Here is a 26,777-nt window from a genome sequence, read left to right as displayed (position 1 = left end):
TACTCTTAGTGTTAAAGAAAATTTCAGAAAGAGGGAAAAGATTGAATCTCCATAGTAGTGGAAACGCGGCATCGTTCTTTAGCTTGTTTCAGAAATTGAGCAACTTTAGTGGCTATCATCATTTAAGCATATACTTATGGTGATAGTTTTTATCGGCTCAACATCTGAATCCAAACCTATTCAAAATCTGAACGACAACTTGTAAAGGACATTGAAGTAAATGTGGCTTATAGATGGTTTCTAGGACTAAGTCTTACTGATCCTATTCCAGATCATTCAACAATTAGCCAAAATAGACGTAGACGGTTTAAAGGTACAGATGTGTTTCAAAAAATATTTGACGAAGTAGTATTTAAGGCTATAAATCTTAAGATGGTAACCGGTAAAATACTTTACACAGACTCTACACACCTAAAAGCAAATGCTAATAAGCGAAAGCTTGTGAAAATTGAAGTTGAAAAAACGCCGAAAGAATATGTAGCTGAACTTAATAAAGCAGTGGAAGAAGATAGAATAAACCATGGTAAAAAACCTTTAAAGGAAAAAGAACCTGTTACCAAAATAAAAGAAACTAAAGTTAGCACAACCGACCCCGACAGTGGATATATGATGAGAGATGGCAAGCCGGAAGGCTTCTCATATTTAGATCACAGAACTGTCGATAGCAGACATAATATAATTACTGATGTGTATGTTACTCCTGGAAACATAAATGATGTTGATCCTTATATCGATAGATTAGATGTGCAAATAAAAAAGTTTAATTTTAATACAAAATATGTTGGTGCAGATGCTGGTTATGCTACAAATCTTATATGTAAAGAACTATATGAGAGGGAATTAAAATCTGTAATGGGATACCGTAGGTCTCCACATACAAAAGGAATGTACACAAAAAATAAATTCCAATATGTTAAAGAGCAGGACATTTACGTATGCCCTGACTTAAGGGCTTTACATTATAAAACGACAACAAGAGAAGGATATAAAGAATATGTTGGTAATGCAAAATATTGCGAGATATGTCCAAATAGAGCTCAATGCTTTTCTGCAAAAAGCAAGTTTAAAACTATTAGAAGACATGTTTGGGAAACGTATAAAGAAGATGTTGTAAAGTTCACCAGAACAGATAAAGGCAGAAATATATATAGAAGAAGAAAAGAAACTATAGAGCGAAGCTTCGCAGATTCAAAACAACTGCATGGGCTTCGCTATTGCCATATGCGTGGATTAGAAAATGTGCAAGAGCAGTGTCTGCTTACAGCAGCAGTGCAGAATATGAAAAAGATAGCTAGCCTGCTATCTTTACTGTTTTTTGATTTTCTAACTAAGAAGATAGTTGTTATTTTAAATTTATCCATAACTCAAAATGCTATCGCATAATTGCATGTAAAAAACCCAGTATAATAAAAAAATTATACTGGGTTTGTAAACAACCTGAGCAAAAGAGCATACAATTCGTATGCTCTTTTGCTATGTGTGTTTAAATAATATTTATATAATTGGTACAGAAAGTAAAATATGTTCTAAATTCCACAAAGGTATAAGTTATTTTAATGTTTTTTAATAAACAAATATAGACAAGTATAGACAGTTATATGCAAATAATTTTTATAAGGGAGCTTCAAAAAAATAACAAGGCATATTCCGCCATATTTTGCACTACGCTTCATCACCACAACATTTACATAGCCTAGCTATGTAAATATGAATGTTCTTTGCCTGGCACAAAACATTCACATAATCTCTGACTTGTTATTTTCTTTCAGCTCCCTTATTAATTAATAATCAAGTTTTCTTGACTTTTAAATTGAAATCGTTTAACATTAAAAATGTAAAAAAAATTGTATTATATTGACGAAAGGAGGAACACCTAACATGAAAAATTTTGGTGTTTTTGATATTATAGGTCCTATAATGGTCGGTCCATCATCTTCTCATACAGCGGGTGCTGCTAGACTTGGTAAAATAGCAAAAACTATTGTTGGAGCTGATATAAAAGAGGTTACATTCTTACTTCATGGGTCCTTTGGTAAAACTTACAAAGGTCATGGAACTGATAGAGCGCTAGTCGCTGGCATACTTGGAATGGAACCAAGTGATGATGATCTTAGAAATTCTATTTCAATTGCTGAAAGTAAAGGCTTAAAAATAAAATTTATTGAGTATGATCTTGGACAAGTACATCCAAATACAGTTAAATTGTTAATAACAGATGTTAATAATGATTATTTTGAAATAATGGGTTCGTCTATTGGTGGCGGTAATGTAGAAATAAATGAAATAAACGGAAATAGTGTTCTTATAACCGGTTTATATCCTACTATTATCACTTGTCATGATGATATCCCAGGAACAGTAGCAAAAGTGTCAGACCTTATTTATGAGGATAAAATTAATATTGCTTTTTTAAAACTTGTTAGAGGCGAAAAAGGAAAATCTGCAACTATGACTTTTGAAGTAGATAGTACTATTAGCGATTCTTTAGTAAAAAATATAAAAAAAATTACTGGAATAAACAAAGTAATAGTTATTAATCCAGAAACAAGGAGGAAACATAATGATAGCGAAGTCAGCTAGTGAACTTATCGAAATATGTAAAACAGAAAATATAAAATTAAGTGAATATGCAATAAATCTTGAAAGTGAACAAAAGGATACTTCACGAGAAGAATTATTTCTGCATATGAAAGAAATCCTTGATGTAATGAGACAAGGTGCTACTTCTGGAAGAGAAAAAGAAGTTTATTCATTAAGTGGTCTTATAGGTGGAGATGCTTATAAACTGCAAAAATATTTAGAATCTGGTAAATCACTTTTAGGAGACACTGCTGTAAAAGCTATGGCTATGGCGTTATCTTCTTCAGAAGTTAATGGTTCTATGGGTAAAATAGTAGCGTGTCCAACAGCTGGATCCTGTGGGATACTTCCAGCCGTAATATTAACTGCTGGTGAAAAGCTTGGAAAAAGTACTGATGAAATGATTGAAGGATTATTTGCAGCTTCTGCAGTTGGTATGATTATTGGAATGAATGCAACCTTTGCAGGTGCAGAAGGTGGTTGTCAGTCAGAGTGTGGTTCTGCAGCTGCCATGGCCTCAGCTGCAGTTGTGGAAATGATGGGAGGAACACCAGAGATGAGCTTAAATGCTGGTGCCATCGTATTTAAAAATGTATTAGGACTTGTTTGTGATCCAGTTGCAGGGCTAGTTGAAATTCCTTGTGCAAAAAGGAATGTAGCTGGTGCAATTAGTGCACTTTCTACCGCTGATTTAGTTATGGCTGGTGTTTCTTCAAAAATACCATTTGATGATACATTATCTGCAATGTATAAAATCGGCATAGAATTACCAGCTTCCTTAAGAGAAACAGCTCTTGGTGGCCTTGCTGTTACTAAAACTGGTCTAGCACTTAAAGATAAGGTGTTTTCAAAAAAATAAATTTGGAATTATAAGGAGAAAAAAACAATGAACATTTTAATAGGAACTGGTCTTTTATTATTAGTATTAGCTTTATTTACACTTTTTAGTTGCAAAGCACCTGAAGGAATGAAAGCGATGGGTGCACTAGCAAGTGCTGCCTGTGCAAGCTTTCTAGTTGAAGCTTTTCAGTCTGCATTTTTTGGTGATGTATTAAAATTAAATTTTTTGAAAGAAGTTGGTTTATCTAATGGTAGTTTAGGAGGAGTAGCCGCTGCAATACTTGTACCTCTAGCTCTTGGAGTTTCACCAATATATGCAGTATTGATTGGGCTATCTTGTTCTGGTATTGGTATCTTACCCGGATTTATAGCTGGATACCTTATGTCATTTGTAGTTAAATATCTAGAAAAGAAATTACCAGGAGGCTTAGACTTAATAGTTATAATTGTTTTTGCAGCTCCATTAACTAGATTTATAGGAAACTGTATGACTCCTGTAGTAGATGGCACACTATTAAATATTGGTAGAATTTTAACTTCTGCGTCAAGTTCTAGTCCAATAATAATGGGTATAGTGCTTGGAGGAACAATAACCGTTGTTGCCACTGCACCTCTTAGTTCAATGGCTTTAACCGCAATGCTTGGGCTTACCGGTGCACCTATGGCTATAGGCGCATTAGCAGTATTTGGTTCATCATTTATGAATTTCGTATTATTTACAAGAATGAAATTTGGAAGTAAAAAAGATACAATTGCAGTAGCTATAGAACCTCTAACACAAGCTGATATAACCACAGCAAATCCCATACCAATTTATGTAACTAATTTTATAGGTGGTTCTTTATGTGGAGTAATAATTGCATTAATGGGACTTGTAAATAATTCTCCAGGAACAGCAACCCCTATAGCAGGGTTCGCAGTAATGTTTGCATATAATCCAGCTTCTAAAGTGTTAATAGCAGCCTTAGGTTGTATTATAGTTAGTATTTTCAGTGGTTACGTAGGGTCTATTATGTTTAAAAATTATAAAATACATACTGCTGCAGAAATTCGTGGAGAGATTATCCCCGATTTAAAAGAAGTATCATAAATATATGTTTTTTTTAAACAATATAAGAAAAGGCTGAGTTTACTTTTATGTAAAACTCAGCCTTTTTTTAGGTGTTGTAAAATTATCAAGGCGGTAACTTTCAGTTATCGCCTAAGGGGTCTGGACAGCAAACTAAAAAAAGGGAGCAAAGCGACAGTTTGGCGAAAGCCAGTGAGGATAACTATTTATATATATTTTGGCAGTTTTTCTTCGTAAAATATAATTTGATTGCATTGCTAAGGTATCTCTCTTGACTGCATTTTGACAACCCTGCATATATTTCCATACTATTTCATACTGGTATCAAAACAATGTAAAAAGACGTTAAAGCACTCAAAACACTAACTTTTGAGTGCTTTATATTATAATAAAATTTGTTATAGATAAGCATTTAAACAGTCTTCAAAACTGTGTTGACCTGCTAAGACCAGGTTGGGTGTGTTCGATTCACACATATTTAGAGATATGTTCGCATTTCATTGAAGAGTGGAGGCAACAGAATAATCCGTCATCAAGCTGGTACAATTATGTAAGGACAATCATTAATCGTTTAAATGATATCTTAGATGAAAAACCCTATGTTCGTATGCATTCTTCGAAAGGGTTGATATATCCTGCTGTTTTACGTTCCTATCCGAATGATTATCTGTCCTTTATGCGAAAGCATGGAAACAAAGAATCAACTATAAATGTACGACGAGTATACTGTACGCAGTTCCTTTGTTATCTTGAATCACAAGGGCTTAGATCTATAGGGGAATTGCAGCCCATTCATATTTATGATGCATTCATTTCGACTTTATCCAAAGAAGGCTTAGCTGCTATATTTAACTTTAAAAAGAAATTAGGCATACATAAAGAAGATAAATTAAATGTAAGGCTAAATCCCAAGTATGCTACTCAAAAAGTAACTAGGTTAGCAAAATATGGAAAATCTCTTCCGTAAATTTCAAAACATTAGGCATAACTGTTTCTACTATCAGTAAATATAGAAAAAAGCAGTGAGAGAAGGATTGTTAGAAAAAGCAGAAAAACGGAATAAAGAACAAATGTTTATTTGAAATGTACTTATATTATTTTTTTGCTCAAAACAAGTTAGTTAAAGTAGAAGTATAGTATTGATAATGTTAACTAAAAAGGTAATAAAAAATATATGTTAGCTAATTTAAGATCTTTGAGAAAAATATTAAAATAACACGAGTATAATTAATATTCCCCCTGAAGTTATCGTTATTTTAGTAATATATGTCTTAACTTATAAAATCCGCGTTTCGCGGTTACTATCCCTAAGGTAAATAATTCAAAGTAAATGTTTTGAGTCTGTATAACGTTTTATTTGCTGCCACTACCCCAATATGGGGAGCGGAGTTTCGCCACCGCCAATGAAACCCACGAATACATATTAACGTATTGGAGAGATCTAGTGCGGTTTTTGTTGTAAGTGAAAGAGGATGTCAGAAGTATGTTGTGTCTCTATGTCCAGGTATAAAAAAACAGTTGACATTTATGGATTACAGTAGTAATCTTTCTATAGATTACTACTGTAATCTATAGAAAGAAAGTAAAAGTTATATTGAATTAAGTACAATATTAAAGGAGAGGTATTTATTAAATGAAAAACAAATTTTTGAATGGTAGGTTTTATAGATGTAAAAAATTAGTCTTAGTTATTTTAGTGATAGTTACGCTAGTATCAGGTATATATTTCCTATGGTGGAATAAAACTAAAACCATTTCAGCGAATAAATATTTTGATAGTTATGTGAATTCATGGAAGAAAAAAGATTTTGCATTAATGTACAATATGATTGATGCGGAAAGTAGAAAAAAGATTAGTGAAGCAGATTTTGTTCAGCGTTATAAAAATATTTATAGTGGAATTGAATTAAAAGAAATTGATGTTAAAATTAAGGATTCAGAAAAAAAGAAATATGATTCAAGCATAGAGAGTGTTAAGTTTGAGGTTATAATGGATACGATAGCAGGTAAATTAACTTTTGATAATACTGGTGAATTAATTAAAGATAGCAAGAATAAAACATGGAAAATTCTATGGAGCAGCAAGATGATTTTCCCTGAACTTGAGAATGAAGATAAGATACGTGTAGCTACCTTGTATGCTAAAAGAGGTGAAATAAAGGATAAAAATGATAAATCCTTGGCACTGGATGGTACAGTAGCTGAAATAGATATTATACCAGAAAAGCTTGGTAATGATGCAGCTAAATCAAAGGGAAATGTTTCAAAAATACTACAAGTCTCCCTAGAAGATATTAATAAAAAGCTGTCAGCTACATATGTAAAACCAGACATGTTTATTCCTATAAAAACAATATCTGAGGATGAAACAGAAAAAATAAGTGCGCTATTAGAAATACCAGGAGTAATGGTAAATGAGAAGAAAGCAAGAGTATATCCGTTAAAGGAAAAAGCTGCACATCTAATAGGATATATTCAAGCAATAAGTGCGGAGGAAATTGAAAAAAATAAGGAGGAAGGCTATAGAAAGGATGATATAATTGGGAAAACTGGTTTGGAGAAAATATATGAAAAAACACTTAGAGGAAAAAATGGATATGAAATATATGTAGTAGATAAAAATAATAAAAAGAAAAAGTCTTTAATTAGTAAAGCAGTACAAAATGGTGAAGATTTAAAGTTAACCATAGATGCTGATATGCAGAGTCTTCTTTATGATGAATTAAGTAAAGATGCAGGAACTTCAGTTGCAATGAATCCTAAAACTGGTGAAGTACTCGCTCTTGTTAGTACCCCTTCATATGATCCTAATAATTTTGTCATGGGAATGTCGCAAGATTTATGGAAAAGTTTAAATGAAGATAAGAAAAAGCCTTTGTATAACAGATTTCAAAGCAATTTATGTCCTGGATCAGTTTTTAAGCCAGTAATTGCTGCCATAGGACTTAAAACAAAGAAGATTGATGCAGAGATTTCTAAGAATATTTTAGGGCTTAGATGGCAGAAGGATAAAAGCTTTGGAAATTATTTTGTTACAAGAGTTGTAGATTATGGACAACCATCAGATCTAAGAAATGCTTTTATTCATTCGGACAACATATATTTTGCACAGGCAGCATTAGATATCGGCAAGGATACGCTTCAAGCAGAGTTAAAAGAATTTGGCTTAGGCGAAAAAATTCCTTTTGAATATGGATTGTCTAAATCTCAATTTGATGCGGATGGAGATATAAAAGGTGAAGTTCAGCTGGCAGATAGTGGATATGGACAAGGTGAAGTATTGATAAATCCTCTTCATTTAGCAGCTATTTATAGTTCCTTTGTTAATAAGGGCAGTATGATAAAACCATATATTAAATATAATGGAACTGCAAAGTCAGAAATGTGGAAGTCTAATGTTTTTACAGAAGAGGTGGCAAGCACAATTTTAAAGGATTTAACTCAGGTTGTTGAAAATCCTAGAGGTACTGGACATCAAGCATATATTAAAGGACTAAGCTTAGCAGGAAAGACTGGAACTGCAGAAATAAAGCTTTCTCAAGATGATGTTAATGGTACAGAATTAGGCTGGTTTGCGGCAGTTAATACGGATAGTCCTGATCTTCTTGTAATAGCTATGGCTGAGGATGTAAAAGAAAGAGGTGGAAGCCATTATGTAGTGCCAATGGTAAGAAAAGTATTTGAAAAATTTCATCCTGTTAAATAATAGAGGATGTATTTTAGAAGGAACTCTAATAAGTTTCTAATAAAAATATATATAGATGTATTAATATAAATTATGAGGGGAGTTAAGAAGAATGAAAGAAATACCAAGAATTGCTGAAACTGAGTGGAAGGTTATGAAGATTATATGGTCTGATGCTCCAGTGACAGCAAATAATGTAATAGAAAAATTAAGTGGTGATGTTAGTTGGAAACCTAAGACTGTAAAAACGTTGATTAACAGGTTACTAAATAAAAATATTATTTCCTATGAAAAGGAAGGACGAATATATAAATATTACCCTATTTTTACTGAAGAACAATGTGTAAAAATTGAACGCAACTCCTTTCTTGATAGGATATATAATGGGGGCTTTAAAGAAATGCTTTTAAATTTTATAGAGGATGAAAATTTATCAACAGAAGATATAGAAGACCTTAAACAAATTCTTGATTGCAAGAAAGATAGGTAAATTTATTATGTTAATATCTAAGTTTTTTTCTCATTTAATTTATTCTTCCATTACTAGTAGCATAGTGATATTTGGCATATTGTTAATTAAAATTTTATTTAATAAGAAATTGGGGGCAAGATGGAATTATTATATTTGGTTTATACTAATTTTAAAATTGCTAATTCCTTATTTTCCTCAAAGCCCAGTAAGTATAGATAGAATTATAAGCTTTTTTTCAAATATTGCACACAAAAGTATGAATATTACCAATGTAACAGTTTCAAATAATTCACATAAAGAATTATCTATGGTAATGAACTCAACGAAGGACTATGCTATTTCTATAAATAGAGATTATTCAATATTTTATATTCTATGGTTAATGGTTTTTCTTATAGGCTTTGCCTTAATTGTTATAACCAATATTAAGCTTAGGGCAGGAATAAAAGATAAACCACAAATTTATGATGAAAATATTAAGGTTTTATTGGAAGGCTGTAAAAAAGATCTAAATATAAATCGAAGCATAAATATTGTAAGAATAGATGGTGATAGATGTCCAGCACTTTTTGGATTTATAAACCCCTATATTCTTATTCCTGATGGAATAGAAGAGAAAATTACACAGGATGAGATGAGATATATATTGCTACATGAACTAGCTCATTACAAGAGAAAGGACATGGCTGTAAGTTTGTTAATAAGTCTACTACAATTAATTTATTGGTTTAATCCTATTATATATTATGGTTTTTATCTTATGAAAAAAGATATGGAAATAGCTTGTGATGGACATGTTCTTTCAAAAATAAATGAGGAAGAGATAAAAGGCTATGGCCTTACTATTATTAAACTTCTAGAGTTAATTGCTTATAATAGAAATAATATTTTCACACTTGGTATTATAAAAAGCAAAAATAATGCAAAAAATAGGATAAAAATGATAGCTGGATTTAAGAAAGATTCAAAAGGTATAGTGTTGACTAAAACAGTTGTTTTTATTATTTTAACATGTATGTTTTTAGGTAGTACACAAGGAAATGCCATAGTAAAGGATAAAAAAGTATTAGAAAAAAATAGTGTTCATAAAGATTTAAGCAGATTTTATAAGGGCTTTGAAGGAAGCTTTGTATTGTTTGATGTTAATAAAGGAGACTATATAGTTTATAACAAAGAGAAAAGTGAAAAAAGAGTATCACCTTGCTCAACCTATAAAATAGTAGAAGCTTTGATAGGGTTAGAAACAGGTGTTATTAAAGATGAGAAAGAACTTTTCAAATGGGATGGGAGTAAATATCCTTATAGGGAGTGGAATCAAGATAATACATTATTTTCTGCAATGAAATATTCTGTAAATTGGTATTTTGAAGAAGTAGATAGAGAAATAGGCAAAAATAAATTGAAGTACTATATAGATAAGATGGATTATGGTAACAAGGATATTTATTCTCTACAAGCTGATTACTGGCTTCAAGCTTCTTTAAAAATTTCACCTATAGAACAGGTGGAAATGCTAAAAAAAATGTATAATTATGAATTGCCTTTTTCCAAGAAAAATATAGACATAGTAAAAAATTCAATAAAAATAATGGAAGATGGGGAAAGAGTAATGTATGGCAAGACCGGTTCAGGTGTTGAAAATAATAAAGAAGTTAATGGTTGGTTTGTAGGATATATAGAAGAAAATAATGATATGTATTTTTTCGCGACAAATATTGAAGGAAAAAATGGTGCTACAGGCGTAAAAGCCAAGGAAATAACATTACAGATATTAAGAGATTTAGGTATTGTTATGAAAAAATAACTTAACAGATTGATTAAATAACAAAGGAGAATTTATATGAAAAAATTAGTAAAATCAAAATTCAAGGTAAATAAGTTTAAAATTGCTATATTTATGCCGCTTATGATCTTTTCTCTTACTAGCTGTGGAAAGGTAGCAACTCAGCCACCTGTAAACACGAAGTCTGACACACAATATAATTCGGCATTTTCAAAACTTGAAAGTGATTATGGTGTTAAACTTGGTGTATATGCTTTTGATACAGAGGCGAATAAAGAAGTCGTATATCGAGCTGATGATAGGTTTGCTTACTGTTCTACATTCAAAGCTTTAGCCGCTGGTGCTGTTTTAAAACAAGATTCATTAGAGCAGCTTAAACAAGTAGTTAAATATAACAAAGAAGATGTTCTCTCTCATGCTCCAATTACAAAAGATAACGTTGATAAAGGCATGACCATTGAAGAACTTTGCAATGCAGCAATACGTTTTAGTGATAATACAGCTGCAAATCTTTTATTTGATCATATAGGTGGACCTAATGGTTTTAAATCTGCACTTAATCAATTAGGGGATAACGTTACGCAACCTACACGTATAGAACCAGATCTAAACGAAGCCATACCTGAAGATATTAGGGACACTAGCACACCACGACAATTGGCAACTGATTTGCAAGCATACACAACTGGAGATATATTAACAGACGATAAGAAAAAAATTCTTATTGATTGGATGACAGGAAATGCAATAGGTAATACACTAATTCGTGCAGGAGCACCAGATGGCTGGGTAGTTGCTGACAAAAGTGGAGCTGGTTCTTACGGAACAAGAAATGATATTGCCATAGTAATGCCACCAAACAAAAAACCTATAATTATTGCAATATTGTCAACTCACGATAAAAAAGAGGCTAAATACGATGATAAACTGATTGCTCAAGCTTCTAAAATTATATTTGATTCTTTTAGCACAACTGAAAATAACAATTAAAGTAAGTTTGTCTATGTATTAAATTAGCGGAAAATCTCTAGCAAGTAAAACAGGAACTGCTGAACTGGAAAAGAAAAGTGCAGATGATAAAAATGGAAAATAAACTCAATATTATTAAAAGGAAAGATTAAAATGGCAAATAAATAAGTTGAACTTTCAACTAAATTATATGAATTTATAATGGATGAAGAAATTAAACAGTTAAAAATATCATTTAAAGGTTTTAGTGAACAAGAAAAGCAAATGGCAACTGAATTAGTAAAAAGAATGAGTGAAATATAGAAAAATATTGGCTCGATATAAAAAATAAATCAGTGTTAGCAAAGCAAAATAATTCAAGGTAATATTTGGGTGTAATAGATTAACAAAGTAGAAATATGGTAACTAATACAGAAGTTTATATATAGGCAAAACAGGGGCTATTTGTAGCTGTAAGGAGGATTGAAATGGAATTTAGAAAAGCAGTTGAAACAGATGCTAATGATATAATGAGTATTATTATGCAGGCACAAGCATACTTAAAAAAACATGGGATTAACCAATGGCAGAATAACTATCCCAATGTTGAAATAATAAGTAATGATATTGATAATAAAAATGGTTATGTACTGTTAAAAGACGATAATATTGTTGCTACGGCAGCAGTTTCTTTTGAGGGAGAAAAAACATATGACTCTATTTATGAGGGGCAATGGATTAGTGATAATGAATATGCAGTTATTCATAGAATCGCTATTGACAACAATTATAAAGGATTAGCATTAGCATCACAGATTATCAAAAATATAGAGCAGATTTGTTTGAATAAAGGTGTGTACAGTATAAAAATGGATACACATGAAGAAAACTTATCTATGCAAAAGCTGCTTAAGAAAAACAAATTTCAGTATTGTGGAATAATTTATTTAGAAGATGGAAATAAAAGAATAGCTTTTGAGAAAACACTATACTAAAAAATAGTCACAAAATCATGAGTAATCTTAATTAATGGATCTTCATTAGAATTACTTATGGATATATTTAATCATTCGTCAAAATCACAGACTTTAAGATACATTGAGATTACTGAAGAACAAAAGAGGGAAGTTTATTTGAAATCTAACATCGGATAGAAAAATGTACCCCTATTTCTTTATATAATCTGTAAGATCAAATTCTCCATCTTTTTGAGACCAATTGTATATCGTCCCCCTTGAGATTAGAAGCAATTCATCACGAATTTGATTTGCTCGATAATCAGTTCTCAAAACACTCTCATCCTGTGATTTTTGTATGAGTATCAACAAATTGCTTGAATTGCTACTTTAAATGCGTCCCAAATAGATTTCATAATGTTCTTAACTTCCCTAGAATCCCCAATGTTATATGTTTCCTTTTTACTTTTGTCAAGTATGCTTTGTAGTGGATTATGAGGCTCGTACCCTGTTGCAGCTATTATTGTGTCTGCGTTTAATATACTTTCTCCATCTTTATTAGAAACTTTAACACCATTCGAATCTATTTTTTCAATCTTTGTGCTAGTCATTACTTTAATATTGTTGAATGGAAGTAAATCCTTCATCATATCCCAGTTCATAAATGGCATATTGTGAGGACCACCGCAAATAACCGGAAGCATTTCTATTATGCTAACATTTTTGCTCATTTTTGACAACCAAAGACCGGTTTCACAACCAACAAGACCTGCACCTATTATTACAATATCTTTACCAGCCAAGGATCATCCATTCTACCTGAAATAGTGACTGGAACATCCACAACCTGCTTAACTTGTCTACCGAATTCTCTGTACATTCCCTTATCGTTAAAATACATTGGTGGGTGATTCCAATACCAAGAATCATAAGTCCCAGCATCAACATTTAGCATATCATAGCCCGCTTCTACTAATATTTTAGCTGCTTCCAATCCTTCTTCTGTGTCCTTACCAACTTCATCAAATTTTTCTCCAGGTAATGACGAAGTCCCTTCATCATACTCTTAACACTGAAACGTAGTGAAACTGGGAAATCTTCACCACATTGTGCCTTGATTCCCTTAACTATATCAGTTGCGATTTTCAAACGGCCTCTTAAGTCTCCGCCATATTCATCAACTCTTTTGTTAAAGAAACCGATTGCGAATTGATCTAAAAGATATCCTTCGTGTACAGCATGGACCTCAACTCCATCAAAACCTGACTGTTTTGCCACTGCTGCTGATTTTATGAAGTTTTCTATTAAAACTTTTATATCTTCAGTAGTCATTGCTTCATGAGTTAATCTTGGGTCAAAGCGGTTTTCTGCCTTTGAAGGAGCAATTGGCTTTTTATATAGTCCAGGCATTGCAGAACGTCCCAAACCACCTGTCAATTGTAAAAATATTTTTGCATTATAAGAATGAATTCTTTCATTCATTGGAGCTGTTGACATATTAAAGCATAGTGGATTATAAGTAGGGCAAGGTTGAATTTTATTTATCCCAGTTTTCTGGTACAGGCTTAGTGATGTATTCAGTTCCTGAGAATATAGGGCAAGCACCACCAAATTTACCAACCACACCATCAATCATCTTAATTGAATGAGGAACACCTGCTGGAATATAAACAGCACCTGGAGTTTTAATTTCGTAATAGTCATCACCTAAAGTTACTGCGATAGTAGCTGCATTTTCTTCTCCTAAGATTAAATACATTTCATCTCCATAATGAATATGTGGAGTTGCCTTTCCCATAATGCTTTAGCTTCTGGAACAATGCTAGAGCTCATAATCAATTCTAATTGTTTTAACAACATACCCCATAGAGAATATTTACATAACATATTCACCGAATGCGTTATGTAAATATATTCTATAACAATGATAAAAAAATGTAAACAATATGATTTAAAACCATAAATTACAATTAAATTTACGCTGCAAATTTAATTGTAATTTATGGACTATCATTGCTTACAGAAGTGAACAACAAGTTAATAAAGTAATCGATGAAAACGAATCTGATATAAAAGAAAAAAATACATACAAAATGAAACTTGCAACATTAGAAGGTTATAAAAAGTTAAATAACAGTAACACACTCTGATTCAGAAATCTATACCTGAAAAACAGTTATAATTCCAATATAATGCATAATGTTCATTGTGAATAAACTGTAAATATAGTAAAATAATATTATGTTTTATATATTATGGAGGGAATGAAAATGAATTGCAAAAATGTGTGATTAGTTTAGAGGGTTATTATTTTTTTAATTATTTACAATAAGAAAGTGAAGGTGAAGGACATGCTATACATAGGAATTGACATTGGATCAACTGCTTCTAAGGTATGTATTCTTGAACATGATAAAATTAAAAATACTTTTATTTACCCAACAGGTTGGAGTAGTGTCAAAACAGCTGAGGAAATAAAACAAGCAATAGAAAAGCTAGGAATGACCTCTAGTAATAGTAAAATAGTTGCAACAGGGTATGGAAGGGTTTCTGTACCCTATGCAGATAAAACAATAACTGAAATAACTTGCCATGCAGTTGGAGCGTATTACTTATTACATGAAGATTGTACAGTTATTGATATAGGTGGACAAGATACAAAAGTCATAACTGTTGAAAGTGGTAAGGTTACAAATTTCTCTATGAATGATAAGTGTGCAGCTGGCACTGGTAAATTTTTAGAATTAATGGCTGGAACACTAGGATTCGATATTGATGAACTTTGCACTGAAGCCGCAAAGGGGAGTGGAACAACTATCAGTTCAATGTGTACCGTTTTTGCAGAATCTGAAGTCATTAGTCTTATTGGTAGTGGAAAAAAACGTAAAGACATTGCATTTGGTGTAATAGAATCTATTACTGGTAAAGTAAAATCTCTGTGTCAAAAACATTCCGATTCACATAATTATTTCTTAACAGGAGGACTTTGCGATAGCCCATTTATTATGGATCAACTTTCAGAAAAATTAGGTTCACCTGTAGCTACTCAAAAAATGGCAAGATATGCAGGTGCTATTGGAGCGGCTATAATGGCAAGCAGAATTGAAAAAAGTTCTAATAAAACGTTATAACGGAGGGGGATATATTAATGAATAACTTACCAGAAAAATTTGAAGATTTTAGTGAGGCAAGAAGAAATGCTTTTTTAAGCATCAAGAATTTAAAAGATGAAGGCAAGAAGGTTGTGGGTGTATTTTGTACTTTCACACCAACAGAAATAATAATGGCCGCAGATGCTATTGCAGTTTCATTATGCAGTATGACTGAGGAACCTATAGCTGATGCCGAAAGGGATTTACCAAGAAATCTATGCCCATTAATTAAAGCATCTTATGGCTTTGCAATTACAGATAAATGTCCATTTTTTTATTTTTCCGATATGATTGTTGGAGAAACTACATGTGATGGAAAGAAGAAGATGTATGAATATTTAGCAGATATTAAGAAGACTCATATTATGCAGCTTCCTCAAAACTGTAATGATGAGGATTCTTATAAACTATGGAGCAATGAATTAGTAAAGCTAAAGAAATGTCTAGAAAATTTTTATGGTGTTGAAATTACGGATGAAAAGCTTAAAATAGCGATTAAGCTTAAAAATAGGGAAAGAGTAGCTCTAAGAAAGTTTTATGAGCTAGGCCAGCTAGAGCCACCAGCAATTACAGGCTACGAAATGCATAAGGTTCTATCTGGAGCAGGATTTAAATTGGATAAAGAAGTATTGATAAAAGATCTTGAAAGCATAACAAGTGAGTCATTAGATAGGTATAATAGTGGGGAACGAAAAGTTTCGAGTGATGCAAAGAGAATACTTATTACAGGATGTCCTCTAGGACAAGGAACTGAAAAAATAATTAAGGCAATAGAAGAGAATGGTGGAGTAGTGGTATGCTATGAAAACTGCGGTGGAGCTAAAACAACAGAGACATTGGTTGATGAAAACAAGGATCCTCTTTACGCTTTAACAGAAAAATATTTAAATATTGGATGCTCTTGTATGACTCCAAATGATAACAGAATAGATTTGTTAGAAAAGTTATGTAAAGAATATAAAGCTGACGGAGTAATAGATGTAATACTTCAAGCTTGTCATACGTATAATGTAGAAACTCTTAGATTAAAAAGAGTTTTCAACAAGAAAAATATTCCATATATGAGCATTGAAACAGATTATTCTCAAGCAGATATAGGACAAATTAATACAAGAATGTCAGCATTTATAGAGATGTTATAATATAAATGATTTAAGTGGATATTATTTCAATTTATAGATAGTATTTGAATTAAAAGCTTTACATTGTTAAAAAAAAGATTATAATAAAGTTGTAATAACTTTTAAATATTGATAGATGATGTTTTCGGGAGATTAAGCTTAAGCTTAGTTATTTAATATAACATCCTTAAATGGATAGCCGAAGGGCCAAGTATTACATGCGCTGTAATATGAATATCTCAGGCAAAAGGACCGAAGATTGATATACCTCTGGAAAGCAATTGCACCGAAGGAGTAATTCTCTCAGGTAAAAAGACAGAGATAAAGGCTTAAATGAGCTTCTTATCTTTGTCTTTTTTTATGCGCAAGCGGAAATAAATTGAATTAATGTATTTGTAAGGGGGGGATTAATTGATAGAAGAAGTATTGATTGTAACTAATAACCCATTATGTCTAGACAAATTTGGTGAAAAATATAAAGTCGAATTTTTAAGTACTGGAATAATGAATGTACTAAAAGCTGTAAGAAATCATATTCATAAGGGACACCTTTTGCTCACACATCCGCTTTCTAGCAGCATAAAGCCAAATGAAACGCCCTACAAAACTGTAATAATAACAAAATCAAAAAAAGAAGTAATAGATTTACAGTCAGTTAATTTTATTGAAGAATCAATACACACAACTGAAAAATTCATTAAAGATAGGGGAACACCAGCATGGTCAGATGCGGTGCGAAATGATTTCATGTTAATAGATTACGATATTATAAGTCATGGTCTAAATTGAAAATAAATGCAATATACTGGGAGGGCTTAAAATGGAGCATATTTATGACACTATAATTATAGGAGGTGGCCCAGCTGGGCTATCGGCAGGGCTTTACGCATCAAGGTCAAAACTTGATTCTATAATAATTGAACGAGGAAAATTTGGAGGACAGGCCGCAATAACAGATGAACTTGCAAATTATCCTGGCTCAATTGAAGAGTGCACTGGTCCAAAATTGATTAAAAGAATGAGAACTCAAGCCGAGGAATTTGGTACAAAGTTTGCAAAAGATACTGTAGAAAATATTTTACTTGAAGGTGAAATAAAAACTGTTAAATGCAAAAAAGAAACATATAAGGCTAAAACTATTGTAATTGCAACAGGCGCTTATCCCAGATTAGCAGGTTTTAAAAATGAAAATGAGCTACGGGGCAAGGGAATCTCATATTGCGCTACCTGTGATGCTGATTTCTTTACGGAGCTCGATGTAGCCGTAAATGGCGGTGGAGATTCCGCCATAACTGAAGCAATTTATCTCACAAAGTTTGCAGATAGTGTAACAGTAATTCATAGAAGAGATGAATTAAGAGCTTGTAAATCAATTCAAGAAAAAGCTTTTGCTAATCCAAAAATCAAGTTTATATACGACTCAGTTATAGATGAGGCAGAAGGCGATGAAATACTTGAAGGCCTTAAGGTCAGAAATGTTAAAACAGGCGAAGTTCAAAAAGTGAAGGTTGATGGATGCTTTGTATTTGTCGGATACATTCCTATTTCAGAAATATTCAAAGGTAAGGTCAATATGGATGAAAGTGGTTATGTAATGACGAATGATGATATGGTAACCAACATTCCAGGCGTTTTCGCAGCTGGAGATATTAGGGTCAAGAATTTGAGACAGGTTATAACTGCAGCAGCTGATGGCGCAATAGCAGCAACTTCTGCAGAAGTATATATAGCAAATAAATAGAATTAGGGGGTATTTAAAATGATTAGTTTGACAAAGGAAAATTTTGATGAGGAAGTAGTATCTTATTCTGAAAAAGCAGTATTTGTTGATTTCTGGGGTGACAAATGTGAAGTATGTAAGGAACTTATGCCTGGAGTACACGAACTAGAAAACAAATATAGCGATAAAATCAAATTTGCAAGTCTTAATATCGGTGGTTCTAGAAGACTCGCTATATCTCAAAGAGTACTTGGACTCCCAACGATGATAATTTATAAAAATAACGAAAAAATAAGCACTATTACCCCTGAAAACATCGAAACAATTGATGATGTAGAGAATTTTATTAAAAGCGTTTATGAAACATTGTAATAAATGGCTAAACTATTTCGGAGGTGGAAACTTTGCGTTTAGAACTTGGTGAAATTAAAATTAATGATGTTCAATTTGGCACTTGCACAAAGGTTGAAAAGGGAGTTCTTTTTGTAAATAAAGAAGAACTGCTTGCACATATAGGCGGAGATGAAAGAATTGAAAGTATTAGCATTGAAATTGCAAGACCCGGAGATGAGACAAGAATAATTCCAGTTAAAGACGTTATTGAGCCAAGGGTAAAGGTATCAGGTAGCGGTGGGATATTTCCAGGATTTATAAGCAAGGTTGATACAGTTGGAAATGGAAGAACAAATGTTTTGAAAGGCGCAGCTGTTGTAACTACTGGAAATATTGTTGGGTTCCAGGAAGGAATCATTGACATGAGTGGAATTGGTGCTAAATATACACCATTTTCAAAATTAAACAACGTTGTAATAACATGTGAAACAAAGAAAAGCGTACTTCCACATGATCACGAAGAAGCTGTTAGAATGGTTGGATTTAAGGCTGCAACATATCTTGGTGAATGTGCAAGAGAACTTGAGGCTGATGAAATTAAGACTTTCGAAACACTTCCTCTTTTAGAACAGGTAAAACAGTATCCTGATCTTCCTAAAGTAATATATGTATATATGCTTCAAAGTCAGGGGCTTCTTCATGACACTTATGTATATGGAGTTGATGCAAAGAAAATAATACCTACATTCATATACCCAACGGAAATATTTGATGGTGCTATTGTTTCAGGAAACTGTGTTTCAGCTTGTGATAAGAACCCATCGTATGTTCATATGAATCATCCTGTAATTGAGGATTTGTATGAGAGACATGGTATTGACTACAATTTCCTTGGATGTGTATTAACTAATGAAACTGTATACCTTGCAGATAAAGAAAGATCTTCAAGCTATACTGCAAAATTAGTTGAATATTTAGGTGCAGATGCAGTAATAATTTCTGAGGAGGGTTTTGGAAATCCAGACGCAGATTTAGTTATGAATTGTAACAAGATTTCAGCACTAGGAATTAAAACAGTACTAATAACCGATGAATATGCTGGTCAAGATGGAGCTTCACAATCACTTGCAGATTCAACTCCTAAGGGCGATGCAGTAGTAACTGCTGGAAATGCAAATGAAGTTATTGTACTTCCCACAATGAAGAAAATTATCGGTCATCCAGAAAATGCAAATGTTATTGCTGGAGGACATTTTGGAAGTTTGAGAGAGGACGGCTCAATTGAAGCTGAAATCCAGGTAATTACTGGAGCAACAAGCGAAGTTGGTTATAATACTTTAAGTACAAGAGGGTACTAATTTTTTTATAGAAAGGATGATATAAATGTTAAAAGGTAAAAAAGTAATTGCTATAGGTGATAGAGATGGAATACCAGGTCAAGCAATCGAAGAAAGCGTAAAAACTGCAGGAGCAGAAGTAATATTTGCTTCAACAGAATGCTTTGTCTGAACTGCCGCTGGTGCTATGGATCTGGAGATCCAAAAAAGAGTTAAAGAATTAGCAGACAAGAATGGTGCAGAAAACATTGTAGTTATACTTGGTGGAGCAGAAGCAGAAGCTTCAGGACTTTCAGCTGAAACAGTAGCTGCAGGAGACCCTACATTTGCAGGCCCACTTGCAGGAATTGAACTTGGTCTTGCTGTTTATCACATGATCGAGCCAGAAATAAAAGATGAATGTGATGCGACGGTTTATGATGAGCAGTGTGGAATGATGGAAATGGTTCTAGACGTTGACGATATAATTAAGGAAGTAAAGACAATAAGAGATGAGTTTTCAAAATATTAATTTTAAGTTTAAAAAGTAAATTCAAAATATGAGAAAAGGGGGAAACCCAATTGATTAAGGTAGTTCATTATATAAATCAGTTTTATGCTGGTATAGGCGGAGAAGAAGAGGCAAATTATAAACCAGAAGTAAGAGAGGGTTTCGTTGGTCCTGGAATGGGGCTAAACAAAATTTTTAAAGGTGAAGCTGAAATAGTTGCTACTGTTATTTGCGGAGATTCATATTTCAATGAAAATCTAGAAAAAGCAAAAGCTGAAGTAATTGAAATGATAAAAAGTTACAACCCTGATTTAGTAATTGCAGGCCCAGCTTTCAATGCAGGAAGATACGGAATGGCATGTGGTGCTGTTGCAAAAGAAGTTAAAGAAAAATTAAATGTTCCTGTGCTTACAGCAATGTATATTGAAAATCCTGGTGCTGACATATATAAAAAGGACGCATATATTATTGAGACTAGAAATAGTGCGGTTGGTATGAGGCAAGCTCTTCCCGCTATGGTAAAGCTTGGTTTAAAACTTGTTCACGGTGAAGAAATAGGATCACCTGCAGAGGAAGGTTATATTGAAAGAGGAATAAGAAAGAATTATTTTGATACAGTTAGAGGTTCAAAAAGAGCAGTTAATATGCTCGTTAAGAAGCTTAAAGGAGAGGAATTTGCAACTGAGTTTGTAATGCCTGTATTTGATAGGGTAGAGCCAAATGCAGCTATAAAAGACATAACCAAAGCTAAAATTGCATTAGTTACATCAGGTGGAATAGTTCCAAAAGGTAACCCTGACCATATTGAATCCTCAAGCGCTTCAAAGTTTGGTAAATATGACATTTTCGGTGTTGACGATTTAACAGAGGCGACATATGAAACTGCACATGGTGGATTTGATCCAACTTATGCCAATTCTGATTGTGATAGGGTTCTTCCAGTAGATGTATTAAGACAAATGGAAAAAGAAGAAAAAATAGGTTCGCTTCACAGATATTTTTATTCTACGGTTGGAAATGGTACATCCGTTGCCAATTCAAAGAAATTTGGAGCACAAATTGTAAAGGAATTGTTAGCTGATGGTGTGGATGCTGTTATATTAACGTCAACATGAGGAACTTGTACACGTTGCGGTGCAACACTCGTTAAAGAAATAGAGCGTGGAGGACTTCCAGTAGTCCACATGTGCACAGTAGTTCCAATTTCACTTACAGTTGGAGCAAATAGAATAGTACCGACAATAGCTATCCCACATCCACTAGGAAACCCTAGTTTAGAGAAGGAAGCTGAAATGAAGCTTAGATATAAACTGGTAGCTAAAGCACTTAAAGCATTAGAAACCCAAGTTGATGGGCAAAAGGTTTTTGAAGAATAAAACTATTATTAAAAAATGCAAAAGTGAAGGTGTTTATCTTCACTTTTGTTAATTTAAATAAAGGAGGAATGAAATAATGAGCTTTCCAGTAGTAAAAAAAGCATCTTATATTCTTATTAACACTCCAGATATGGTAATGCATTGCGGAACAACAGCTGCAGTTGAGAGAAAAAACAATCCGGATTCAGAATTCTTAAAAGAGGCAAAAAATCATTTAAGAACTTTTGAGGATGTAGTAGCATATCCTCCTAATCAAACTTATATAGGTAACATAATTCCAGAGCAGCTTTTAGAAATTAAAAGACCTTGGAACAATTCAAAAATTGAAGGTGCTCAAAAAACAGGAAAATTCGGAGAAATAATGCCTCAGGATGAATTTTACGGATTGCTTAAGGTTTCAGATGTATTCGATTTAGTAGTCTTAGAAAAAGGGTTTACGCAAAGTGTTAGAGAAAAATTTGCGAATCATGAATTGCTTAATGTAAAAGTTGAAGCACTTGGCGTTGGCGAGGATATAGTCAACATAAAAGAATTAGTCGATACTCAAGATGCAGAGGGGTTGTATCTTGGTGATGATCTAATTGGGTGTGTAAAAAAAGCCCATGATGTAGATATAAATCTTTCAGCACATGTTATGCTTGAAAACCTTGCTGTTAAGGCTTCAGGTGTTCTTGCATTAATGCAGTTAGTTAAGATTACCGGAATTGATGTAAGCGAAGTTGATTACTTAATTGAATGCTCTGAAGAAGCAGTAGGAGATATGAATCAAAGAGGGGGGGGCAATCTTGCCAAAGCATGTGGTGAAATTGCTGGTATTAAAGGAGCAACTGGTATTGACATGAGAGGTTTTTGCGCTGCACCTGTTCATGCAATAATAAATGCTTCTGCTCTAGTAAAATCAGGAATATTCAAAAATGTTATAGTTTTTGCAGGCGGATGTACTTCAAAGCTTGGAATGAATGGACGAGACCATGTAAAAAAAGGACTTCCAATTCTTGAGGATTGCCTTGGAGGATTCGCACTACTTATAACAGAAAATGATGGCATAAGCCCTGAAATAAGAACAGATATCATTGGAAAACATACAATTGGAGATGGCTCAGCACCTCAAGCTGTACTTGAAGCTTTAGTATTAAAACCGTTAACTAATGCTGGAATGAAAATAACTGATGTTGATAAATACGCTCCAGAGCTTCAAACTCCCGATATAACGGAGCCTGCTGGAGCCGGAGATGTACCAACTCAAAACTATAAAATGATCGGTGCTCTTGCTGTTAAAAACGGACAATTAGACAGAAAAGAACTTCCAAGCTTTGTGAAAAAGCATGGCTATCCCGGATTTGCTCCAACACAAGGACATATTCCATCAGCAGTACCAATAGTTGGACATGGAATTAGTGCAATATTGGAAGGAAGAATGAATAATTTTATGTTAATTGGCAAAGGAAGCTTGTTCCTTGGAAGAATGACTAATTTATTTGATGGAGTTTCAGTACTTGTGCAAAAGAATTCCGGAAAGCAAGATGATGGAGCTGAAGTTTCAAATGAAGAACTAAAGCTTATGATAGCCGGCAGCATGAAAAAATTTGCGGAAATGCTAATGAACGAATAATTGATGATTGTAGGGAGAGTGATTTTATGGGAAACATAAAAACAAAAAAGGCTATAGCTGAGGCTTTTAATGAAATAGCAGATGGTATTAAAAGTGGAAGCTTTAAAAAGAGAATTAAAATAGGCCTAACAACATATGGCTCGGAGCATGGTATTTCTGAAATGTTAAAAGCATGCATACTAGCATCAAAAAAATATGGCAGCTTTGATATTGTACTGATAGGTGAAAAGATTGATTGTGAATTTGAAGTAGTTGAAGTAGCTTCTGCAGAGGACGGGCACAATAAAATGTTAAAGCTTTTGGAGGAAGGTGAAATACAAGGTTGTGTTACCCAACATTTTAATTTTCCAATAGGAGTTTCTACAGTGGGAATGGCTGTTACTCCAGCAAAAGGACGCGACATGATAATATCTACAACTACAGGGGCGACTTCAACTAATAGAGTAGAAGCCATGCTTAAAAATGCTATAGGTGGAATTGCAGTTGCAAAAGCTACAGGAATAAAAAATCCTAAAGTAGGAATTTTAAATATTGATGGAGCAAGGGAAGTTGAAAGAAACTTAGGTGAATTAAAAAAGTCTGGTTATAATTTTGAATTCGCCGATTCATTAAGAGCAGATGGTGGACCAATGATGAGAGGGAATGATGTACTTGCAGGAACTCCAGATGTACTAATTTGCGATTCACTTACTGGAAACCTTCTTATTAAAATGCTTTCATCTTATACAACTGGTGGAGATTATGAAACTTCAGGTTATGGATATGGTCCAGGAGTTGGAGAAAACTATGATAAGATTATTAACATAATATCAAGGGCATCTGGTGCACCTCTTATTTGTGAAGCACTTAAATATTGCTTTGAGTGTGCACAAAATAACCTTATGATAGTAGCGGGGAATGAATATAAAGCCGCAGAAAAAGCTGGAATTAAAAAGTTAATTGATGGGATACTAAGCAAAAGTGGAAAATCATCAGAAGAAAAAGTTGCGATGCCTTCAAAGGAAGTAGTTACTTTTGCTATACCGGGTATAGACATTTTAGAACTCGATGATGCATGTGCTGCTCTTTGGAAGGAAGGCATATACTGCGAAAGTGGAATGGGTTGTACTGGACCTGTATTAATGATAAATGAGAAAAATTCTGAGAATAGCACAAAGATACTTGTAAAATGTGGTTATAAATAAAAATATTGGTTATAGAGAAGAAAGAGGTGTAGCAAATAATTAATTAACATAATTGTCTCCAATAGAATAATATATGAATGTAAGATTATTATTGGAGGTATTTAGTGGGATATTATATTAGAGTAGAAGAAAATGTAAAAATCTATGTAGAAGATATTAACCCTAAGGGTGAAAAGACAATAGTGTTTCTTCACGGTTGGCCCGGAAGCCATAAGTTGTTTGAATATCAGTTTAATGAACTTCCAAAGATGGGCTACAGGTGTATCGGTATAGATCAGAGGGGATTCGGTGAATCCGATAAGCCGTTCGAGGGCTATGACTATGATAGGTTATCAGACGATGTTCGAGGGGTAGTAGATGCACTTAAATTAAAGAATTTTACACTAGCGGGACATTCAACAGGAGGAGCAATTGCTATTAGATACATGTCCAGGCACAATGAATACGGGGTATCCAAACTAGCTCTTTTTGCAGCAGCAGCACCCAGCCTTATCCAGCGCCCATATTTCCCTTATGGATTGCAAGCGGAAGTTGTCAAAGATATGATTAAGGAAACATATAATGATCGACCTAAAATGTTAAGGGGATTTGGAGACATATTTTTCTTTCAGCATATAACCCAGGCATTTTCAGATTGGATTTTTCAATTGGGGCTACAAGCAGCAGGTTGGGCCACTGCGGCAACTTCAACCAGTTGGTTAGGCGAGGAACGTTTATTTTTTGATCTTTCTAAAATAAGTGTTCCAACTTTAATTCTTCATGGTATTCATGACAAAGTCTGTCTCTTCCCATTAGGACAGGCACAAAGACAAGGCATTAAAAATTCTAAACTTGTACCATTTGAATTCAGTGGCCACGCATTATTCTATGATGAGAAAGATAGATTTAACAAAGAATTGGCTTTATTTATTGAGGAGTAAGAAATTTAAAAGAGGCAATGGTTGAGTATGATGGATAGGCTTTTTAATACGATAAGAAGTATCTTAATTAACTAAGATACTTCTTTCTTATAATACACATTTCCTTTAAAACTTTATGAGTGAAATAAGGAAGTATATCTATTAGAAAAAAATCAGAATTTAGAAGGAGTGTAGATACATATGTAGAAACTATAGTTAATAATATTAATATCTACAAGTGCATTTGAAACATATGGAAGATTGAATCCATACCTAATAATAAAGTGGTTTAAATTGAAGGCATTACCCTTTCTTATGGTTCCTCATAGAAAAGGACAAATTAAAGATTATGTAAGTGGTAATTATAATTTAATTAAGACGTTAAAGGACTCTAATTTGATTATAAAGATTTCCAAGTTTGTAAAAAGGTAAAATTGTGTTGCATGAGGGGGATAAATTATGGAATGGATTAAAATAGAAAGTGATAATTATATATTTAATTATCATGTTGGTTCTATTGCAGAAAAGGACATAGAAGAAATAATTGACATACAGGAAACTTGTTATGATTTTATTTGTAACTGTTTAACTATTAAAATGGGAACTAAAATTAAATACTACTTATGTGAGTCTTCTATAGAAGTTGGCAAATTGTATGGAGACAATGAACCATGCAATGGATTTGCCCGTAAACCAAATGAAATATATGCTGTATATAATAAAAAAGTTAAGTGTGTAGGATTTCATGAAGATGCACATATAATTTCATATAATATATCAATGCCTCCTCAAACATTTATAAGAGAGGGACTGGCAATGTGTTTTGACAAAGTTTCCTTGGGTATACCTAATTACAGTTGGGTAAAATTTTTTATTGATAATGATTTGTATGCAAATATAGAAGATTTAGTAATTGATGAAAATTTTTATAAGTATAGTTATTTAATAACTTATCCTATTGCTGGGGCATTTGTAGATTATCTTATTTCACTTTTTGGTATCGACAAATTCAAGCTATTCTATTGCTCACTAAAAGAAGAGGATTTTAAAGTGAATTTTTTTGAAATATTCAATATCACCCTATCTAATGCAAATAGAAAGTTTATTAAATATATTAATAGTATAGGAAATAATAATGCTATTTCTAATATAATAAAAGGTGAATTAGAAGAGCGAAATATCTTAAAATTAATAAAATGATATAACACGTATGGGCGTGG

The 26,777-nt window shown here is 33.0% G+C and carries 26 protein-coding genes, 1 tRNA gene, 1 pseudogene and 1 riboswitch; of the genes and pseudogenes, 23 read left to right on the top strand and 5 right to left on the bottom strand.

Going from position 1 to position 26,777, the window contains the following annotated elements; translation table 11 throughout:
- Positions 1–183 precede the first annotated feature (183 nt).
- From ACWJKE_RS07115 to ACWJKE_RS07065, 11 genes and pseudogenes are all read left to right on the top strand, one after another.
- Positions 184–1,383 (top strand): annotated as a pseudogene (locus ACWJKE_RS07115) (IS1182 family transposase); the annotation flags it as partial.
- 495 nt (positions 1,384–1,878) lie between these two features.
- Entirely contained in the window at positions 1,879–2,580 is a 702-nt protein-coding gene (gene sdaAB, locus ACWJKE_RS07110; RefSeq protein WP_216303798.1) for an L-serine ammonia-lyase, iron-sulfur-dependent subunit beta, read from the top strand.
- Positions 2,561–3,439 carry an L-serine ammonia-lyase, iron-sulfur-dependent, subunit alpha gene (gene sdaAA / locus ACWJKE_RS07105; protein ID WP_216303799.1) on the top strand — a complete coding sequence of 293 codons (879 nt, stop codon included), beginning with the start codon at positions 2,561–2,563 and terminating at the stop codon, positions 3,437–3,439. The genes sdaAB and sdaAA overlap by 20 nt, the downstream gene beginning before the upstream one ends.
- 27 nt (positions 3,440–3,466) lie before the next feature.
- Complete coding sequence (locus ACWJKE_RS07100) at positions 3,467–4,510, top strand: PTS sugar transporter subunit IIC (RefSeq protein WP_216303800.1); 1,044 nt, start codon at positions 3,467–3,469, stop codon at positions 4,508–4,510.
- A gap of 383 nt (positions 4,511–4,893) precedes the next feature.
- Positions 4,894–4,970: transfer RNA gene (locus ACWJKE_RS07095), tRNA-OTHER, on the top strand.
- A gap of 195 nt (positions 4,971–5,165) precedes the next feature.
- Entirely contained in the window at positions 5,166–5,456 is a 291-nt protein-coding gene (locus ACWJKE_RS07090; protein ID WP_462959298.1) for a hypothetical protein, read from the top strand.
- Between the two features lie 666 nt (positions 5,457–6,122).
- Positions 6,123–8,195, top strand: a complete 2,073-nt coding sequence (locus ACWJKE_RS07085) for a penicillin-binding transpeptidase domain-containing protein (RefSeq protein WP_216303802.1) — start codon at positions 6,123–6,125, stop codon at positions 8,193–8,195.
- Between the two features lie 91 nt (positions 8,196–8,286).
- The gene (locus ACWJKE_RS07080) at positions 8,287–8,664 is read left to right on the top strand and encodes a BlaI/MecI/CopY family transcriptional regulator (protein WP_216303803.1); all 378 of its coding nucleotides are present in this window, start codon (positions 8,287–8,289) and stop codon (positions 8,662–8,664) included.
- 7 nt (positions 8,665–8,671) lie between these two features.
- Complete coding sequence (locus tag ACWJKE_RS07075) at positions 8,672–10,450, top strand: BlaR1 family beta-lactam sensor/signal transducer (protein WP_216303804.1); 1,779 nt, start codon at positions 8,672–8,674, stop codon at positions 10,448–10,450.
- Positions 10,451–10,486: 36 nt separating this feature from the next.
- Entirely contained in the window at positions 10,487–11,419 is a 933-nt protein-coding gene (gene bla, locus ACWJKE_RS07070; protein WP_216303805.1) for a class A beta-lactamase, read from the top strand.
- Positions 11,420–11,865: 446 nt separating this feature from the next.
- A complete protein-coding gene (locus ACWJKE_RS07065) occupies positions 11,866–12,372 on the top strand; it encodes a GNAT family N-acetyltransferase (RefSeq protein WP_216303806.1) in 507 nt (168 codons plus the stop codon).
- Between the two features lie 171 nt (positions 12,373–12,543).
- On the opposite strand, the gene ACWJKE_RS07060 is transcribed toward ACWJKE_RS07065, so the two are convergent.
- From ACWJKE_RS07060 to ACWJKE_RS07040, 5 genes are read right to left on the bottom strand one after another with little or no spacing between them, the layout of a single operon-like run.
- The gene (locus tag ACWJKE_RS07060) at positions 12,544–12,666 is read right to left on the bottom strand and encodes a hypothetical protein (protein WP_258280721.1); all 123 of its coding nucleotides are present in this window, start codon (positions 12,664–12,666) and stop codon (positions 12,544–12,546) included.
- 32 nt (positions 12,667–12,698) lie between these two features.
- Positions 12,699–13,136 (bottom strand): FAD-dependent oxidoreductase, encoded by a 438-nt coding sequence (locus ACWJKE_RS07055; protein ID WP_253198243.1) that lies wholly within the window; start codon positions 13,134–13,136, stop codon positions 12,699–12,701.
- Positions 13,115–13,327 (bottom strand): hypothetical protein, encoded by a 213-nt coding sequence (locus ACWJKE_RS07050; RefSeq protein ID WP_253198244.1) that lies wholly within the window; start codon positions 13,325–13,327, stop codon positions 13,115–13,117. Before ACWJKE_RS07050 ends, ACWJKE_RS07055 begins: the two co-directional genes overlap by 22 nt.
- Complete coding sequence (locus tag ACWJKE_RS07045; protein ID WP_268064185.1) at positions 13,306–13,830, bottom strand: oxidoreductase; 525 nt, start codon at positions 13,828–13,830, stop codon at positions 13,306–13,308. Before ACWJKE_RS07045 ends, ACWJKE_RS07050 begins: the two co-directional genes overlap by 22 nt.
- Before the next feature lie 40 nt (positions 13,831–13,870).
- A complete protein-coding gene (locus ACWJKE_RS07040) occupies positions 13,871–14,131 on the bottom strand; it encodes a hypothetical protein (protein WP_216303807.1) in 261 nt (86 codons plus the stop codon).
- 553 nt (positions 14,132–14,684) lie between these two features.
- Here ACWJKE_RS07040 and ACWJKE_RS07035 point away from each other — a divergent pair.
- The 12 genes from ACWJKE_RS07035 (at position 14,685) to ACWJKE_RS06980 (ending at position 26,757) form a co-directional block, all read left to right on the top strand.
- Positions 14,685–15,464, top strand: a complete 780-nt coding sequence (locus ACWJKE_RS07035) for an acyl-CoA dehydratase activase (RefSeq protein ID WP_216303808.1) — start codon at positions 14,685–14,687, stop codon at positions 15,462–15,464.
- A 17-nt stretch (positions 15,465–15,481) separates the two neighbouring features.
- Positions 15,482–16,627, top strand: a complete 1,146-nt coding sequence (locus tag ACWJKE_RS07030) for a double-cubane-cluster-containing anaerobic reductase (RefSeq protein ID WP_216303809.1) — start codon at positions 15,482–15,484, stop codon at positions 16,625–16,627.
- Positions 16,628–16,866: 239 nt separating this feature from the next.
- Positions 16,867–16,935: riboswitch (glycine riboswitch) on the top strand.
- An 82-nt stretch (positions 16,936–17,017) separates the two neighbouring features.
- Complete coding sequence (locus tag ACWJKE_RS07025) at positions 17,018–17,395, top strand: GrdX family protein (RefSeq protein WP_187351433.1); 378 nt, start codon at positions 17,018–17,020, stop codon at positions 17,393–17,395.
- 31 nt (positions 17,396–17,426) lie between these two features.
- Positions 17,427–18,347, top strand: a complete 921-nt coding sequence (gene trxB, locus ACWJKE_RS07020) for a thioredoxin-disulfide reductase (protein WP_216303810.1) — start codon at positions 17,427–17,429, stop codon at positions 18,345–18,347.
- Between the two features lie 18 nt (positions 18,348–18,365).
- Positions 18,366–18,698 (top strand): thioredoxin family protein, encoded by a 333-nt coding sequence (locus tag ACWJKE_RS07015; protein ID WP_216303811.1) that lies wholly within the window; start codon positions 18,366–18,368, stop codon positions 18,696–18,698.
- A gap of 32 nt (positions 18,699–18,730) precedes the next feature.
- On the top strand, positions 18,731–20,017 hold the full coding sequence (locus ACWJKE_RS07010) for a glycine/sarcosine/betaine reductase component B subunit (RefSeq protein ID WP_216303812.1): 1,287 nt from the start codon (positions 18,731–18,733) through the stop codon (positions 20,015–20,017).
- A 25-nt stretch (positions 20,018–20,042) separates the two neighbouring features.
- Complete coding sequence (gene grdA, locus ACWJKE_RS07005) at positions 20,043–20,507, top strand: glycine/sarcosine/betaine reductase complex selenoprotein A (protein ID WP_165413475.1); 465 nt, start codon at positions 20,043–20,045, stop codon at positions 20,505–20,507.
- 50 nt (positions 20,508–20,557) lie between these two features.
- Complete coding sequence (gene grdB, locus ACWJKE_RS07000; RefSeq protein WP_165413476.1) at positions 20,558–21,862, top strand: glycine reductase complex selenoprotein B; 1,305 nt, start codon at positions 20,558–20,560, stop codon at positions 21,860–21,862.
- Between the two features lie 76 nt (positions 21,863–21,938).
- Positions 21,939–23,474 (top strand): glycine/sarcosine/betaine reductase complex component C subunit beta, encoded by a 1,536-nt coding sequence (gene grdC / locus ACWJKE_RS06995; protein WP_220286630.1) that lies wholly within the window; start codon positions 21,939–21,941, stop codon positions 23,472–23,474.
- Positions 23,475–23,500: 26 nt separating this feature from the next.
- Positions 23,501–24,658 (top strand): glycine/sarcosine/betaine reductase complex component C subunit alpha, encoded by a 1,158-nt coding sequence (gene grdD, locus ACWJKE_RS06990; RefSeq protein ID WP_220286631.1) that lies wholly within the window; start codon positions 23,501–23,503, stop codon positions 24,656–24,658.
- Between the two features lie 104 nt (positions 24,659–24,762).
- Positions 24,763–25,578 carry an alpha/beta fold hydrolase gene (locus ACWJKE_RS06985; protein WP_216303816.1) on the top strand — a complete coding sequence of 272 codons (816 nt, stop codon included), beginning with the start codon at positions 24,763–24,765 and terminating at the stop codon, positions 25,576–25,578.
- A gap of 438 nt (positions 25,579–26,016) precedes the next feature.
- On the top strand, positions 26,017–26,757 hold the full coding sequence (locus ACWJKE_RS06980) for a hypothetical protein (protein WP_220286632.1): 741 nt from the start codon (positions 26,017–26,019) through the stop codon (positions 26,755–26,757).
- Positions 26,758–26,777: the final 20 nt, after the last annotated feature.

The sequence above is a fragment of the Clostridium sp. CM036 genome, from assembly GCF_055081135.1.
This window is presented reverse-complemented; position numbering and strand designations above follow the sequence as displayed.